The organism is Tamlana flava, from assembly GCF_041287255.1.
Classification (GTDB): domain Bacteria; phylum Bacteroidota; class Bacteroidia; order Flavobacteriales; family Flavobacteriaceae; genus Tamlana; species Tamlana flava.
In genome coordinates this window covers 166,240-183,863 of sequence record NZ_JBGGTX010000001.1, presented here as the reverse complement: position 1 = coordinate 183,863, position 17,624 = coordinate 166,240, and the positions used below count along the sequence as shown (strand labels likewise).

General features: G+C 37.5%; 8 protein-coding genes. 7 read left to right on the top strand and 1 reads right to left on the bottom strand.

Features of this window, described 5'->3' with window-relative positions; all coding sequences use genetic code 11:
- From ACB104_RS00725 to ACB104_RS00695, 7 genes are all read left to right on the top strand, one after another.
- The gene (locus ACB104_RS00725) at positions 1 to 2,733 is read left to right on the top strand and encodes a glycosyl hydrolase (RefSeq protein ID WP_370476315.1); all 2,733 of its coding nucleotides are present in this window, start codon (positions 1 to 3) and stop codon (positions 2,731 to 2,733) included.
- Between the two features lie 8 nt (positions 2,734 to 2,741).
- Positions 2,742 to 3,866, top strand: coding sequence for a glycoside hydrolase family 88/105 protein (locus ACB104_RS00720; RefSeq protein WP_370476314.1), 1,125 nt, complete (start codon positions 2,742 to 2,744; stop codon positions 3,864 to 3,866).
- A gap of 99 nt (positions 3,867 to 3,965) precedes the next feature.
- On the top strand, positions 3,966 to 5,519 hold the full coding sequence (locus ACB104_RS00715) for a family 43 glycosylhydrolase (protein ID WP_370476312.1): 1,554 nt from the start codon (positions 3,966 to 3,968) through the stop codon (positions 5,517 to 5,519).
- A 128-nt stretch (positions 5,520 to 5,647) separates the two neighbouring features.
- Positions 5,648 to 8,632: a glycoside hydrolase family 2 protein gene (locus ACB104_RS00710; protein ID WP_370476311.1), complete on the top strand. Its 2,985-nt coding sequence runs from the start codon at positions 5,648 to 5,650 to the stop codon at positions 8,630 to 8,632.
- Positions 8,619 to 10,418, top strand: a complete 1,800-nt coding sequence (locus tag ACB104_RS00705) for a prolyl oligopeptidase family serine peptidase (RefSeq protein WP_370476309.1) — start codon at positions 8,619 to 8,621, stop codon at positions 10,416 to 10,418. Before ACB104_RS00710 ends, ACB104_RS00705 begins: the two co-directional genes overlap by 14 nt.
- A gap of 189 nt (positions 10,419 to 10,607) precedes the next feature.
- Positions 10,608 to 13,151 carry a hypothetical protein gene (locus ACB104_RS00700; protein ID WP_370476307.1) on the top strand — a complete coding sequence of 848 codons (2,544 nt, stop codon included), beginning with the start codon at positions 10,608 to 10,610 and terminating at the stop codon, positions 13,149 to 13,151.
- Between the two features lie 104 nt (positions 13,152 to 13,255).
- Positions 13,256 to 16,108 (top strand): polysaccharide lyase family protein, encoded by a 2,853-nt coding sequence (locus tag ACB104_RS00695; RefSeq protein WP_370476306.1) that lies wholly within the window; start codon positions 13,256 to 13,258, stop codon positions 16,106 to 16,108.
- 97 nt (positions 16,109 to 16,205) lie between these two features.
- Here the strand turns inward: ACB104_RS00695 and ACB104_RS00690 are convergent, their stop codons facing one another.
- Complete coding sequence (locus ACB104_RS00690; RefSeq protein WP_370476304.1) at positions 16,206 to 17,621, bottom strand: purine-cytosine permease family protein; 1,416 nt, start codon at positions 17,619 to 17,621, stop codon at positions 16,206 to 16,208.
- Between the last annotated feature and the right edge of the window lie 3 nt (positions 17,622 to 17,624).

The following is a 17,624-nucleotide window of genomic DNA, read 5'->3' as shown; positions in this document are numbered from 1 at the left end:
ATGCGAAAAAACAACCTTATAGTTATTGCCCTGATGGGTATTCTAATATGCTCATGTTCAGGGCCAAAAAACAGTGAAATAGCTGATGTGAGTATTTTTCCTGAAATAAAATCAGAAACAAAACCTTGGACGCGCTGGTGGTGGATGGGCAGTGCCGTAGATTCTGTAAACATTAAACAAAACTTAATCGATTTGCAAAGAGTTGGTATTGGTGGCGTTGAAATCGCTCCTATTTATGGTGTAAAAGGTGAGGAAGAAAACTTCATTGATTACCTGTCTACAAAATGGATGCGCATGTTAAGCTATACGACAAAAGTAGCCGATAGTTTGGGAATGCAAGTCGATTTAACTTTGGGAACAGGTTGGCCCTATGGCGGTCCCCAAGTAACTAGAGAATATGCTGCAACTAAGTTAATCACCCAAAAATATGAAGTAAAAAAGGGAGAAACTTTTTCAAGGGAAATCAAGGTTGAAAACCCCAGAGAAAGACAGCCCGCTACTTTAAATTATATTTTGGCTTATGGAGAAAGTGGCGCTTATTTTGATTTAACTTCCGAATTGAAAGACAATAAAATTACTATGGAAGCCAAAGACGATAATTACACTATTATTGCAGTCTTCACGGGAAAAACAGGACAACAAGTAAAGCGTGCTGCTCCCGGTGCAAAAGGATTTACATTAGACCATTATTCTGAAGAGGCATTAAATACATACGTAAAACCTTTTGGCGAAGCTTTTATTGGTTTCTCGGGAAAAATCCGATCTATTTTTAATGATAGCTATGAAGTTTATGGAACCGATTTTACTCCTAACTTTTTTGAAGCTTTTCAGCAATATAGAAAATACGATTTAAAGCCGCATTTACCTTTATTGTTAAGTGAAGAAGACACAGACGAAGGCAATCGCGTAAAAAGTGATTACCGAGAAACCTTATCAGATTTATTGCTTTATAAATTCGATGAACCTTGGACGCAATGGGCAAACAATCATAATTTTAAATCTAGGTTACAAGCTCATGGTTCACCAGGCAATTTAATCGATTTGTATGCCTCAGCCGACATTCCAGAGTGTGAAACCTTTGGTTCTATGCCCTATGATATTCCAGGTTTGAGACGAGAAATGGAAGATATCCGTGAAGGTGATGCCGACCCTGTTATGCTTAAATTTTCGTCATCGGCGGCACATATTTCAGGTAAGCCATTAACATCTTCTGAAACATTCACTTGGTTACGCGACCATTTTAAAGTCGCTTTATCACAATGTAAACCCGAAGTTGAAGATTTGTTTTTAAACGGTGTAAACCATGTATTTTTACACGGAACTACCTATTCGCCAGAACGGGCTGCATGGCCTGGTTGGAAATTTTACGCTTCGGTAAATTTTAATCCTAATTTGGCTATTGGTGAAGATGAAAACCAACTGTTTTCGTATATAGCCAATTGTCAATCTTTATTGCAAGAAGGAAAAGCAGATAACGAAACTTTGTTGTATTGGCCTATTTATAATGTTTGGAATACTTATTTGAAAGGAAGCTTGTTTTTTCAGTTTAAAATCCATTCATTGGAAGAATGGTTGCACCATGAGCCATTTTACAACACCACAAAAGGCTTGATGCAAAAAGGATATGCACTGGATTTTATCTCGGATAATTTTATTGCGAAGGCTACCGTTAAAAATAACACGATTCAATTACCTGGTGGAAACTACAAAGCCTTAGTTGTACCAACCTGTAAATATATGCCACTAAAGACTTTAGATCGTTTAATCGATTTGAAGAAACAAGGTGCCAATATCATTTTTCAAGATGTTCCAGAATCGGTCCCAGGCTTCAATAATTACGAAGAAGAAAACAACAAATTGAAGCTGCTTTTAGAAAATAATAAAACAATCGCTCAACCTTCAAAAGATGTTTTTTCCGATTTAGGTGAAGCCAATATTTACCCAGAAACATTGGTTGAAACAGGTTTAAAATATATTAGAAGAGATAGCGACGGAAGCAAGATTTATTATTTAGTCAACCATACTTCAAAAACTATAAATCAATTTATTCCAATTAATAGTGAATCTGAGGATGTACTGATTTTAGACCCAAAATCGAAGGCTTATGGTAAGGCTGAAGTAAAACAGGAAAATGGAAAAACGTTAGTTAGAATAAACGTAAAACCCGGTGGTGCTTTGTTTTTAAGGACTGGAGGAGGTTCCAATATCGAAAATTGGAATTATTTAGAATCCACAAACATAACCTATAATATTGAAGGCGATTGGCAGATTTCGTTTTTACACGGTGGTCCAGAATTGCCCGACAATGCCAATATGAAAGAACTTGTCTCTTGGACAACTTTAGGCGAAAAAACTGAGAACTTTTCAGGAACCGCCAAATATGAAATCGAATTCGAAAACCCTGACGCATCTATTAAAAATTGGAGGTTAACCTTGGGTGATGTTAGGGAAAGCGCCAAAGTTTGGGTAAATGGTAATTATATGGGCACGCTTTGGGCAAACCCTTTCGAAATAAATATCGGCCCACTTCTTGAAGGAACGAATACATTAACTTTAGAGGTGACTAACCTTTCAGCCAATAGAATTCGAGCTAAGGAATTACGAGGTGAAGAATGGAAAAACTTTTACGAAATTAACATGGTGAACAAAGATTACCAAAAATTTGATGCCACCAAATGGAACCCAATGCCTTCTGGTATTCTTGGTCCTGTTACATTAACAGCTTTAAAATAACACACAAAATGAATACACGTATCGCTTATTTTTTAATCGCTTTTTTATCGTTACAACTTTTAACGGCTCAAGAAATTCCAGATAAAAAAGAAATTTTGCAGCATATGCAATTGGCTAACAAATACTTCATGGAAAAATGGCCTGATGTAGGTAAAACCATAGTTACAAATAAGGAACGCCCAAGTAATATTTGGACGCGTGGCGTTTATTACGAGGGCTTGATGGCATTACATGAAATCTATCCAAAAGAAGAATATTACCAATATGCTTATGAATGGGCTGAGTTCCACAAATGGGGATTTAGAAACGGTAATGCGAACCGTAATGCGGATGATTATTGTGCTGCGCAAACGTATATTGATTTGTATAATTTAGAACCTGATTCTAAAAAATTAAAAAACACGAAAGCCTGCATCAATATGTTGTTGAATACGCCGCAATTGGATGATTGGTCATGGATTGACGCCATACAAATGGGCATGCCCGTGTTTGCTAAATTAGGCGTTTTGGAAAACGATGAGCGTTACTTTGAAAAAATGTACGACATGTATATGTACACAAGAGATAAGCACGGGGACAATGGTTTGTTCAACCCGAAAGATGGACTTTGGTGGCGTGATGCTGATTTTGACCCGCCTTATGTGGAACCTAATGGAGAGGATGCTTATTGGAGCCGTGGAAATGGTTGGGTTATTGGAGCTTTGGCAAAAACGTTGGCCATTATTCCAGAAGATGCACCCCACAGAGAGCAATACATTATGGATTTAAAATCGATGGCTCAAGCATTGGTTCCCATCCAGCGTAAAGATGGATTTTGGAATGTAAGCTTGCATGACCCAACACATTATGGTGGCAAGGAAACTTCAGGAACTGCCCTATTTATCTATGGAATGGCTTATGGGATTAATAACGGTATTTTAGATAGAGAAAAGTATTTACCCGTAGTGTTAAAAGGATGGGCAGCCATAACTGAAGACGCCTTACACAAAAATGGCTTTTTAGGTTGGTTGCAATCTACCGGAAAAGAACCAAAGGATGGGCAGCCATTGTCTTACGATAAAGTTCCAGATTTTGAAGATTATGGTTTAGGATGCTTTTTATTGGCAGGAGCAGAGATTTATAGAATTCAATAATTTATATCAAACAATTTATATTCAAAATAAAGCCTAGAATATTTTTTAAGAATGATCGTCATTAAGATTACACGAAAAATGCATTTAAGCATTTTATTTATGTTTTTTTTGAATTATTCGGTTTTTGCACAATTCTTTAATATTAAAAACGATCATTTTTGGAATACCGTTGATGGCCAGCCAATTTTTAGTCAGGGCGGTGGTATTTTTGAATTTCCTGACCCTGAAACTGGCGTGCAAAAATATTTTTGGTATGGTGCGCATTATAATGAAGCTGAACTGTACCGTCAGGATCCTTCATACACACAACCTAAAGATAATTTTGTGGCTGTATCCTGTTACAGTTCTACAGATTTGGTGAACTGGACCTTTGAAAATAACGTCCTAAAACTGGAAGAAGCCCTAAAGCATGATGAGCGTACCCGTTGGATGGGCAGATTGGGTGTAGCATTTTTAAATGAAATCAATAAATATGCGCTCTTTATTCAGCACAATAACGGAGTGTTGATTGCTTTGTCCGATTCGCCCAAAGGAAATTTTAGATGGCATCAACGTTTGGATATGACGGATATGATTGGCACACCAAATACAGGTGACCAAACCGTATTTATCGATTATGATACTGGAAAATCTTATTTGGTATATTCTTATGGCCAAGGGCGAAATAAAATTTATATTTCTGAAATAGGAGTGAAAAACGGTAAGGTCAATTTACTCGACTGTACAGAGATTTATAGGGGTAAGGGGCGCGAAGGCAATTGTATGTTTAAATATCAAGGTAAGTATTATGTGTTTGCTTCCAACCTTTATGGCTGGGATTCATCGTATGCTTATTATTTGGTTGCAGATGATATAAGAGGGCCATACCAACCCGATGAAATGCTAATCACACCTGGTTGTATAGAGGATTTTGCACACATTACCCAAACCGGATTCTTTGTAAACGTTAAAGGTACAAAACAGGAAACCGTAATGTATTGTGGCGACCGTTGGGCCAATTTTGCCGGTAACGGCTTGGGTTTTAACCAATGGATGCCATTGTCTTTTGAAGAAGATAACCCGGTTTTTAATTCATTGAATTCATGGGATTTGAATGAAACTACGGGAGAATGGCAAGTGTCCGATGACAACAACTATGTAAAAAACCCAAGCTTCGAAGCCGACCGCAGGACCATTCCCTCTCCGGTTAAACCCATTCAGGCGCATATTACGGGATGGATAACCCACATTTATCAAGGAAATACGGTATTGGTTGGAGAGGATGAATCGCCACAATTGAACTATTTCAATACGAGGGAAGACCGAAAAAAGGTAATAGGTGAAAAAAGTTTAAATATTGAGGACAAAGTTCCTTTTAAGCGCAGGGTTTATCAAATGATAGAATCGACACCTTTTGTTGAGTTAACCAGCGGGACCTATTATTTATCGGCTTCGGTCAAGACCAATTCAAAATTTAATAAACTGGAAATTTACGCCGAAAGCGGAGGCATACATAAAAGTCAATCCTTAAAAAGTGAAAATGGAAACTGGACAAGAATCACTTTAAATAAAGTCGAAGTAAAAAACGGAAAGGTAGAAATTGGCTTTTACGCCGATGGAAAAGCCCATGCCAGTTGCCAAATTGATGATGTGGAATTTGTAAAAACCATTTAGAGGTTAATCGAACAAAAGGTTTTTTATACCAAAAATAATAATAGAAAAAGGGGCAAAAACAAGTTTAAACCTATAATAAAACTGGCTATAAGCAATACGTACAGGACTGAAGCTAACTTATAATCAAAATGAAACGAAAACTTTTTTTAACGCTTTGGATTGTCTATACTTCGCTCTCATTTTCTCAAGAATTTGTTAGGGGGAAGTACAACTTCAATTCCGACTGGAAATTAAAATCTGGTGATTTCAGTCAAGCTGAAACCAATAATTTTGATGATTCAACTTGGAAGACCGTAACATTGCCTTATGCCTATAACCAAAAAGAGGCATTTTTAAAAGCCATTGATGACCTTACAACTGGAATTGTTTGGTATAGAAAAACATTTGTATTGCCAGAACATGCCGAAAATAAAAAAGTGTTTATTGAATTTGAAGGCATTCGTCAAGGTGGAATAATTTATATAAACGGTCAAAAAGTGGGGATGCACGAAAATGGTGTCATGGCCTTTGGTTTTGATGTATCTGAATTGGTAAAACCCTATCCATTCAGAAATGTAATCGCCCTTCGTATTGATAACGATTGGAAGTATAGTGAATCTTCTACTGGTGCAACTTACCGTTGGAACAATACCAATTTTAACGCCAATTACGGTGGCATTCCCAAAAACGTGTATCTGCACATCACAAATAAACTATATCAAACTTTGCCGTTGTTTTCCAACTTGAAAACTACTGGCGTTTATGTTTATGCTAAAGACATCGATGTAAAAGATAAAAGTGCCGCGGTGCATGTTGAAACTGAGGTCAAAAACGATTTTAAAGCAGTCAAGGAAGTAGTTTTGTATGTAGAAGTATACGACATGAATGAGGAGCAAGTTGCTTCATTTTCATCTGAAAAATCTAAAATAAACTCAGGACAGACAGCAATTTTAAAATCCAGTCAATTAATCAATAATCTAAATTTTTGGAGTTGGGGTTATGGTTATTTATACAACGTAAAAACTTGTTTAAAGGTTGATGGAAAAATAGTTGATGAAGTGATAATTACGACTGGTTTTAGAAAAACCGAGTTCAAAAACGGAGAAGTTCTTTTAAACGATAGGGTCATCCAAATTAAAGGGTATGCGCAACGCACCAGTAACGAATGGCCAGCAATAGGCATGTCCGTGCCTGCATGGGTTAGTGATTTCAGCAATAAAATGATTGTTGAGGGCAATGGCAATTTGGTTAGGTGGATGCATGTAACACCATGGAAACAAGATGTGGAATCCTGCGATAGGGTAGGTTTAATGCAAGCTATGCCTGCTGGTGATGCCGAAAGAGATTCACAAGGTACCCAATGGAAGCAAAGGGTTTCATTAATGCGGGATGCCATAATTTACAACAGAAATAACCCGAGCATTGTTTTTTATGAATGTGGCAATGAAGTGATAAGCGAGCCCCACATGCATGAAATGAAAAGCATCAGAAACACGTATGATCCTCATGGTGGGCGGGCCATCGGCTCCCGTGAAATGTTGGACAGTAAAGAAGCAGAATACGGTGGTGAAATGCTTTACATTAACAAAAGTGCGGGTAAACCACTTTGGGCAACTGAATATTCACGAGACGAAGGCTTAAGAAAATATTGGGATGAATACAGTCCGCCATACCACAAAGATGGTGATGGTGGCACCACACATACCAATGTAAACGGAAGTAAAGTGGCTGATGCCAGCCCATACAACCGTAATCAAGATTCACATGCCATTGAAAATGTTGTCCGTTGGAATGATTATTACGTTGAACGTCCTGGTACAGGCCATCGTGTAAGCTCTGGAGGGGTAAATATTATTTTTTCAGATACAAATACGCATTTCAGGGGTGCCGAGAATTACAGAAGAAGCGGGGAAGTCGACCCTATGCGAATTCCAAAAGATGGGTATTTTGCCCATCAAGTTATGTGGGACGGTTGGGTAGATATTGAACATTATAAAACCCATATTTTAGGCCACTGGAACTATGCCAAGGATGTCGTCAAAAATATTTACGTAGTATCCTCAGGTGAACGGGTTGAACTATTTGTAAATGGAAAATCTAAAGGTCTTGGTGAAAAAAGTCATAGTTTTTTGTTCACTTTTAAAAACATTCAGTGGGAAAGTGGTAGAGTAAAAGCAGTGAGTTATGATGCTAGTGGAAATATACTGAGTGAGGATGAAAAAACAACAGCAGGAAAACCATTTCGAATAAAATTGACCCCACACATCAACCCCAATGGGTTTTTGGCCAATGGCGCTGATGTTGCTTTGGTAGATATTGAAGTGGTAGATAAAAACGGCCACAGATGCCCAATTGATAATAGCTTAATTGAATTCTCATTAAAAGGAAATGCTACTTGGCTGGGCGGTATTGCTAAGGGGCCAGATAATTATATTCTTTCTAAAAATCTTCCTGTTGAAAATGGGGTGAACCGAGTGATGATTCGTTCAAGTTTTGAAGCAGATAAAATCAGCATTGAGGCAAAATCACAGGGTTTAAAAAGAGACAAAATCATTTTTAATACGATTCCATTTGAGTCAGAAAACGGACTTTCTACTCAGTTACCCAATCATAGGTTGCCATCGTATTTAGAGCGCGGGACAACACGACAAACGCCTTCTTATTCTGTAAAACGGAACCCCGTTTTCATTAGTCATGCCAAAGCTTTATCAAATCAAGATATGGTTTATAATAGTTATGACGACAATGAATTAACCGAATGGCGCAATGACGGCAGGATTAAAACAGGGAAAATCACCTATATCTTAACGAAACCATCATTGGTAAACGAATGTGTTGTGAAATTTTCGGGTTGGCGCAGAAAAAGCTACCCAATTCGTATTTTAGCGGATAATCAATTGGTTTATGAAGGGGAAACAGAAAGAAGTTTAGGGTATATCACCATGCCTTTAAAACCAGTTTTATCTAATGAGATTACCATTGAGTTAATAGGAATTAATATCGATAGTGATGCATTCAACCAAATAGTTGAAGTAGACCCCAACAAGGAATTGGATATGTTTAAAGAAACAGATACCGAAAATAAAAAAGGCCAATTACGAATAGTAGAAATTGAATTTTATGAAAAACTTTAAAAACCAATTAGTTTTACTTTTAGTGTTGCTTTTTGAAAGCACAATAAATATGTCAGCTCAAAACAAAGAAATCCCTCTTTGGGACAAAGTACCCAATGCGATTGAAAATAGTGATTATAAAGAAAATTTCAGGTTGGATAACGAGGGCAACCCAAATGCTATTCGAAATGTTACTACACCAACTCTTAAAATCTTTTTGGCTGATAATAAAAAGGTAGATAACGCGGGGGTAGTTGTTTGCCCTGGTGGTAGCTATGGTGTGCTGTCCCATTTAAAAGAAGGTGATAAAGTGGCAGAATGGCTTAATTCTATTGGTATTTCTGCCTTTGTTTTGAAGTACAGATTGCCAAGTGATTTGATAATGAAAGAGAAAACCATTGGTCCGCTTCAAGATGCTCAAGAAGCTATTAGGACGGTACGAAGAAATGCAAAAGAGTGGAATTTGAATCCGAACAAAATTGGAATTATTGGCTTTTCTGCCGGAGGGCATTTAGCTTCAACCGCTTCAACGCATTATAGTGATAACGTTTATAAAAATGGCGAAACCAGTGCGCGACCAGATTTTTCCATGTTGATTTATCCTGTAATCTCCATGGAAGATGGTGTTACCCATGCTGGTTCTAAGATGAATCTTCTTGGAAAGAATCCTTCAAAGGAATTGATTGAAAAATATTCTAATGAAAAACAAGTCGATAAAAATACGCCTCCAACTATCTTAATTCATGCCACCGATGATGGTGCCGTTCCAATTGAAAACAGTATCAATTACTATATGGCATTAAAAGAAAATAAAGTACCTGCCGAGATGCATATTTATGAAAATGGCGGACACGGTTTTGGGTTGGGTAGATTTGGCACACACCTTAATTGGCCAAAGGCTTGTGAAGATTGGTTGGTTGTACATAAGTTTATTCCTGAAAAGGAGGTTTACATGTTTTCATATTTTAAGGGCAATGGCGAGGACGGTCTGCATTTGGCTTATAGTGAAGATGGGCTTAAATGGAAATCGCTCAAAAATGATGAGTCATTTTTAACACCAGAAGTAGGCAAAGACAAACTTATGCGAGATCCCTGTATCATAAAAGGAGGTGACGGTTTATACCATATGGTTTGGACCGTGAGTTGGACAGATAAAGGGATAGGGTATGCCAACTCCAAAGACTTAATTAATTGGTCTGAACAGAAATTTATCCCAGTAATGGAACACGAAAACGGCACGCGCAATACTTGGGCGCCTGAGGTTACCTACGATGAAGTGAATAAAGAGTATATGGTTTATTGGGCCAGTACTATTATTGGTAAATTCCCTGAAACTCAAATAGAAGAGGATGCTGGCTACAATCATAGAATGTACTACACAACCACAAAAAATTTTGTAACCTTTACACCAACAAAGTTACTTTATGACCCAGGGTTTAATGTTATAGATGCGACCATTCACAAGATGGAAGATAAATATATCATGTTTTTAAAAGACGAAACAAAGGTTCCTGTCAGAAAAAATTTAAAGATTGCCTTTGGTGATAATCTTACTGGTCCATATTCAGAAGCTAGTGAACCTATAACTGGAAAATATTGGGCAGAAGGGCCAACGGCTGTTCAAATAGATGGAAATTGGGTGGTTTATTTTGACAAATATAGAGACCACAAGTATGGTGCTATTCAATCTTCGGACCTAATAACCTGGGAAGATTTTTCAGATAAGATTCAATTCCCAAAAGGAACAAGACATGGCACGATTTTTAAAGTTCCAATGGCATTATTGAAGAAAATAATGAACCAGTAGGCAGTACATCCGTAAAATATGCATTTCATCTAGCATCCCGTAAATTACAGGTAAGTACAGGATAGCTAAGCTTAAATTCATTCATATTTTTAGAAAATAATCGATTACATTGATTGATTTTTATCTTATATTTAGAGGATAATCTTTTTTAATTAAAATTCATTAACTATTTAACAACTTTACTAAATGATGAAAACAACTTTACTAAAGAACTTTTTAACGTTTTGTGTCGGAGTCTTCGCTGTGGGGGCTTTAAGCGCGCAAACAATTACTTGGACAGGAGCAGTTGATTCTGTTTTTGTTAACGCGGCCAACTGGGACTTAGGGGTTATCCCTAATGGTGCCCATGATGTAGTTATAGACTCAACTACAATTAAGCCATTTTATATCACATCTTTGATGGATGCTGGTAATGGAGACAATTATGTAAACCATTTAAACGGATCGGGTGGAACATTAACACTAGAAGGGCCTATGCTGGTTTATGCTGGTGGAGGTAACTATTTTGGTGGTAACTTAACACTTAATGATGGTGCCGATTTGAACATTAGAAATCAAGGACGTTTTGGTCTAGCCGGAAATCCTTCTGTTATTACCGTCAATGGGGGGCTTTTAAACACCAAAAACCAATTGATTATTGGAGAGAGTGGTGATTGTACGTTTAATATCAATGGAGGTGAAGTGACCTCTACAACAAATGGTGTTATTCTGGGAGGCTATGCCGGAAATGGTAAACTTAATCTTAATGGGGGAACATTAACAGTTGCTGGTGGTTTTGCCATTAATGAGGCAGGTGCAGGAACCGGCGAATTGTTTATCAATGGTGGTACCTTGATGATTGCTGGCAATCAAGAAACTTGGGCCAGCGATTATGTGGCCGCCGGAAAAATTACATGTAGACCTGGTAGGTTAATTGGTGCTGCCTATGATAGCGGAACAGACATGACCTTGGTGGTTTCTTACGACCCGGGTAATGACGTAACTTGGACAGGTGCTGTTGATTCAGATTATTTTAATCCTGCAAACTGGGATTTAGGTATTGTTCCTGATGATTCAGATAATGTTATTGTTGGTGAAGGAGCTCCTAATGCGCCAGTTCTAGCAGGTATGTCATTAAAAGAATTTGATCCCTACAATAACTTCTTAGAGGGTGCAATTAGCCATTTATATGGTTATTCTGGAATCCCGATTACCATCTCTGTGCCTTTAGCTATTTACGGTGGTGGAGGAAACTACATGGGTGGTGATTTAACGCTTGAGGCCGGTGCTGATGTTAACCTAAGAAACCAAGCACGTTTCGGACAAACAGATAATAACTCTGTAGTAAATATTAACGGAGGACTTTTCAATTCTAAAAACTACTTGATATTATCAGATAACGGAGATGCAGAGTTCAATGTTAATGGAGGTGATTTTACTTCAACAGCTCAAGGAGCTATAATAGGAGGTTATAATCGTTATGGTGCATTGAATATAAATTCAGGAACTGTTACTCTTAATGGAATGGCTTTAGATGAACGTGCTGATCGTTCAGGAGCGGGTCATGTTACAATAGGTGATGGTAGCCTTTTGCTTGTTGGAGACTCGAGAGGATTGGTAGATGCCTGGGTGGCAGACGGTAAACTTAAGGCTGCACCAGGGTACTCTATAAATGCACCTAGTTTTGACTTTACAAATACTACAATTACTGCTTCTGCACTTGCAGCTCCAAAAGAGGTTGCCTATTTAACAAAAGGTAAAACCATGGCTGCTGGAGCTTCAGCGGTTGATAATGATGCTATCATTAGAATGCTTCAAGCTGATGCTAACTTCAATGTAACTGTTATTGTGGACCCAGCAAGTGATATTGATCTTTCTGGATATGATTTAGCTATTTTCCAAGAAACGTTTGGTTCTGGTGATGCTATTTGGACTGGTTCTGGTGGTATCCAAAATATTGCGATACCAACCATTATCAACAAAACTTATGCTTGGGCTGCAGGAAAAGCTGGTATCACAGAAACAGATGCTGCTGTAACGGAGTCTACATCATTATCTATTCAAGTGCCTGATGCAACTAGAAAAGCAGATCCACTATTTAGCGGTATTGATTTCTCTGGTGGAGACGATATCCAGATATTTGCAGATTTAAGTACTGATGATATAGGTACTGCTGGTGGCGGTGCTAAAGGTTTCCAAATACTTAACAACATTGATATTGTAAATAATACTATCGGTGGTAGCAGAGCTTCAATGCATGCTGAAATTACTGCTGACGTAGTAACACCGTCTGCTGCTATTGTATTTAATGAATTGCGTGCAGGAGTTCAATTAGGTGAAAATGCTGCTGATGTGCTTCAAGCACCAGTAATTGCGTTTTCAATGAATTATGGAGCTATTGCATTGGGTGATGGTGAAAATATTTCATCTGCGGCATTGACTATTTGGAGAAATGCTGCTTACCACTTAACAGGTATGATGTCACCAAATACGCTTTATGTTAATCCTGATTACTTAAGCGTTGGAGACGAATTGTCTTCTTCAATCTCTACAGATGTTAAAGCTGTAGGTAACAGAATTTATGTTTCTAACGTCACTTCTGCTACTCAGGTTAATATTTACAGCCTAACAGGGTCTTTAGTTAAGTCTATTAAAACTAATGAAGATATAGACTTTTCATTTAGATCTGGACTTTGGATTGCTACTGTTAAAACAGCAGAGGGTTCAAAATCTGTTAAATTTATTACGAAATAAGTAGTAGTAAACTAAACGGAATAATTAACGGAGTAGGGGTGTGTATTTTTAATACACACCCCTACTTATATATAACGAAATGAACTTGCTATAAGATTTTTTACATGGAAACTTGGATTAAACAATTTTTCAGTTTGCTCTTTAGCGTTTCTTTTGGATTAATCATAAATGCTCAAACAATTGTTTGGGAAGGTAATGTTGATTCGGATTTTTACAACCCTGACAATTGGAACGATTCAACTATTGATTTTTCTAATGTACAAAGCGTTTCTTTAATAATTGTTCCTGGTAGTCCTTATGACCCTATTCAGATTGGAGGCAATGCAGGCAATGTTGATTATCGACCAGGCACATTAAACACCTATACAGATTCGAACTCAACTTTCAATGGTGTTTTAATACCATGGAGCAATAGTTACCTAAATGGAACTATAACGATTAACTCGCCGGGTGATTTAAATATTAGAAGTGCTGTTTATCTTGGTAATGGTTACGATGCAACGTTAAACGTAAATGGCGGAACCATACATAGTAAAAATAGATTTTATCTAGGATATAATAACGGAGGTCATGCCGTGGCCAACATTTTAGGAGGTACGCTCTCTATAGGGACTTCCTTGGAATTGGGTACAAGTCCATTAGGAACTAGCCCAACAGGTGTTTTGAATATTACTGGAGGTATAGTTAATGTATCTACTGACGTTAACATAGGTGTAAGCGGTATTATCAAAATTTCAGGTATTGGTGCCTTGATGGTGGCTGGAGACCATTCGCATAAATTAAGCGATTATATTTCAACTAATAAAATAATAAGCCCAGAAGGTAAAGTTTTAGAGGTTGTTTTTGATGGGGCAAAAACCATTGTTTCAACCGCGAAGAATCCTGACAGTTTAATAAAAGAATATGGCAATTATGTTGTTTTGGATAATGGTGTTTTGGTTGCTACCATTGATAAGGCAACGGCCAATATTACATCGTTAAAGGTTAATGGCATAGAAACTTTGGCTCAAACCAATTATAGCCATAACGACAGAGTAGGAGCTTATTTTAGTTTTAATGGTTCTTACGGATACACCAGGCTTACAAATTACCATTTTTCGGTTAAGGAAGAAACAGATGATTTTATTGATGTTTCCTTTAAGAGAAGTTATTCGGAAGATAACCTTCTGCCTGCAATTGATGTTGATGTTCATTATGTTCTAAAAAAAGGAGATACTGGACTATACTCTTATAATATTTTAAATCATCCAGCAGAATATCCTGATTTTGATTTAGGAATATGGCGTCAAGTGCTATGGATAGCCCATGACGAAGCAGAATATCTGGCAGAACGGATTTATGTTAATGAACAAAAAAGTTGGGAAATGCCATCAGTTTATGATTACCAAAATGCGTCGCCAACCAGCATTCAAGAAATTGTAAAATTAAACACAGGAGTAAGAGCTGGAAAATATGATGGCAAATATCAGTATTCAGAAAATATTTTGGATCTACCAGTATGGGGGCACGCTAGCAACTATAATAACATAGGGTCATGGGTGGTTTTTGGAAGCCATGAATATTTCCCCCAAGGACCAACAAGTCACGAATTAAATGCCGCTTCAGGTATTATACATGTTTTGTTCAACCAAGTACATTATAATTCTAAGGGCTTTACAATTCCTCAGGGTGAGGAATGGTCTAAAATCTATGGGCCTTATTTAATTTATACCTCCTTCGAGGATACAGGAAGTAAAAACTGGGAAAATGCAAAAGAAATAGCTGCTATCGAGCGTGCAAAATGGCCATATACATGGCTTACAGATATAGCAGAATACCCTCAAGCGAATAATCGAGGAAATATAGTTGGAAACTTTTCGATTACTGATTCTGAAAAACCAGATTTAGACGGAAGTAATGTTTGGATTGGGGTAACGCAATTAAATCCGGATTCTGGTGGAGATTGGCAGTTTGAAAGTAAGAGCTATCAGTATTGGGTTAAAACAAATGCTAATGGCGATTTTAATATAGAACATGTTCGACCTGGAAGTTACTCGCTATTTGCATTGAAAACAGGTGAGGTTGGTGAGTTCAAAATGGAAGATGTTGTTGTTTTATCAGATCAAACCACAGATTTAGGAGCATTGAACTGGAATGTTCCCAGAAATCATGGCGATTTGGTTTGGGAAATTGGCGTACCCAACAGAACAGCAGCCGAATATAAATTTGGAGATTTTGCTTACTGTGAAGGTTTTGTGGAAGACAAATTTGAAAGCACTTTTCCAAATCCTGTAGAATATGATGTATCGAGTAGTAATTGGGCTAATGTTTTACCATACGTTCACACAAAATATATAGCCTCTGATGGAGCGAGAGACCGATGGTACTGGAATTTCAATTTTACGTTAACAGACAATATTCCAGCCACAGGTAACGCCAAACTTACTGTGGCCTTCGCGAGTGTAGATCATGCACAATTTTGGTTTTCATTAAATGGACAAGACATATATCAATCCTACCCTGATGTTCCTTCAGGAGGAAATGCATGGTTAAGACAGTCCAACCGTGCTAAATATGGAGTTCAGGTTTTTGATATCCCATATGATAAGTTTAAGGCTGGTAATAACATTCTTTCCTTTCTCATGCCATCTAATCAATCCAACAGTCATATAATGTACGATTATATTAGTTTAGAAGGTAACTTAACAACAACATTGTCAACCCAAAAGGATGAGTTAACTAGAGCCATTAAAGTTTATCCAACTCCAATAAATGGAAAGTTTAACGTTATTTTGCCATCCAAAATGAATGAGGTTACCACAGAATTATTAAATATAAATGGCATATTGATTTCATCTCAAAAACACAGCAACATTCAAGAACTTGTACTCGATATTTCAAATAAACCAAGTGGCATTTACTTTTTAAAGGTGATTGGGAAAGAAGTGATTACTACGTTGAAGTTGGTTAAAAATTAAAGTATTCTTAGCTTACTGTAAATTATTTAATAAAGTAAAAATCGGAACATTCAAATAAGAACGTTCCGATTTTTTTATATCTTCTTTAAACAGTTTACTACTGATTTTGCTTTTGAAATTTCTTGCTGAATATTAAAAATAATATACCACATAATAACCAAGCAGGCAGTGTTACAAATGATAAAAAGATATTAAACTGAACTGATATTAAATAAAACAAACCAAAGCTAATTGCCCATGCCCAAAGAACGGACTTATTAAATTTGATATTTGCTTCATCAGCATAGTTTTTTATAATTCCGGCTTTTTCATGAAAGAAGTGTTCAAAAACGATTATGGCACCCACTGGGGCTAAAATAAAGCCATATAAGGCAACAAAATCTAAAAGTTTCATAGCAAAAGCCGGAAACAAGCCAGCTAATGTAGCAATAGTACCAGCTAGAATTGTAACCTTGGCCGTTGAAAGTTTTGGTAAAATAGCTTGAAAAGCCAATCCCGCTCTATAAATGGTCGGGTTTGCCGTAGTCCATCCAGCCAAAACCACAGCAATAATTCCAAAAATACCAATGGCATTATTTGCCAAGGGTCCCGGAGCAACTGGAGGAGCTTCACCGTTTGATAAAAAGACTTGCGCTTCGGGTGTTTTTAAGTAAACCGCATATAACAAGCAGGCTGCAATCCATGCCATATAATGCCCAACGTACATCCCCGCTGCTGTAGTCCAGCCTGAACTTGCTTTTTTAGCAAATCGAAAAACTGATAGGTCGGACATACCAATATGCATGGCACTGTTAGCAAACCAAGACCAAATCAATACATGCCAAAACGTGTATTTTAGTTGCCCAGGAAAAGGATCTCCGCCTTCACCCCAAATATCCCAAAACTCTGAAAAGCTGGTGACTCCAAGTTGGCCCAATGCTACGATTCCACAAGCAACAAAAGCCAACACAATAACAGGAGACATCCAGTTGGCGGCTTTTGAAACTGTGTCATAACCCTTTGCTGCGATAATGGATATAACGGCACCTAGCAAAAGCACAATGATTATCCAAGTTAAGCCATTTGGCAAAGTATCTGTTAATTTTGGCATAGGCATATCGAATGGAATTCCTACTGCAGTGGCAGAAACGGTAATCATAGACCCCGCAAGAAAACAAAACAGTATGCCGTTAGCCAAATTATAAGCCGTGACAAGGTTCTTTCCACTTATTTTTTCTAGTTGAAAATACAAGGTAAGTCTGTTTTTAACTGCAATTTCTGCCGTTAAAAAACGCCAAGAAAGAACAGCCAATAAGTTTCCAAGAAACAATCCTACAAGTAAATCGAACGCACTTACACCAGCAGTTAAGAAAAGTGGACCAATCATAAATTCAGTTCCGGCCGCGTGTTCCCCGGCATACATGCCCAAGAAACTTTTCCAACCTTTTAGATTTGATTTTGGTACAGGGGTTCTTTCAAATTCGCCTCCTGCAATGTCTTCAATAATTTCTTCTTCAATGTGGGATAGTGCCATATA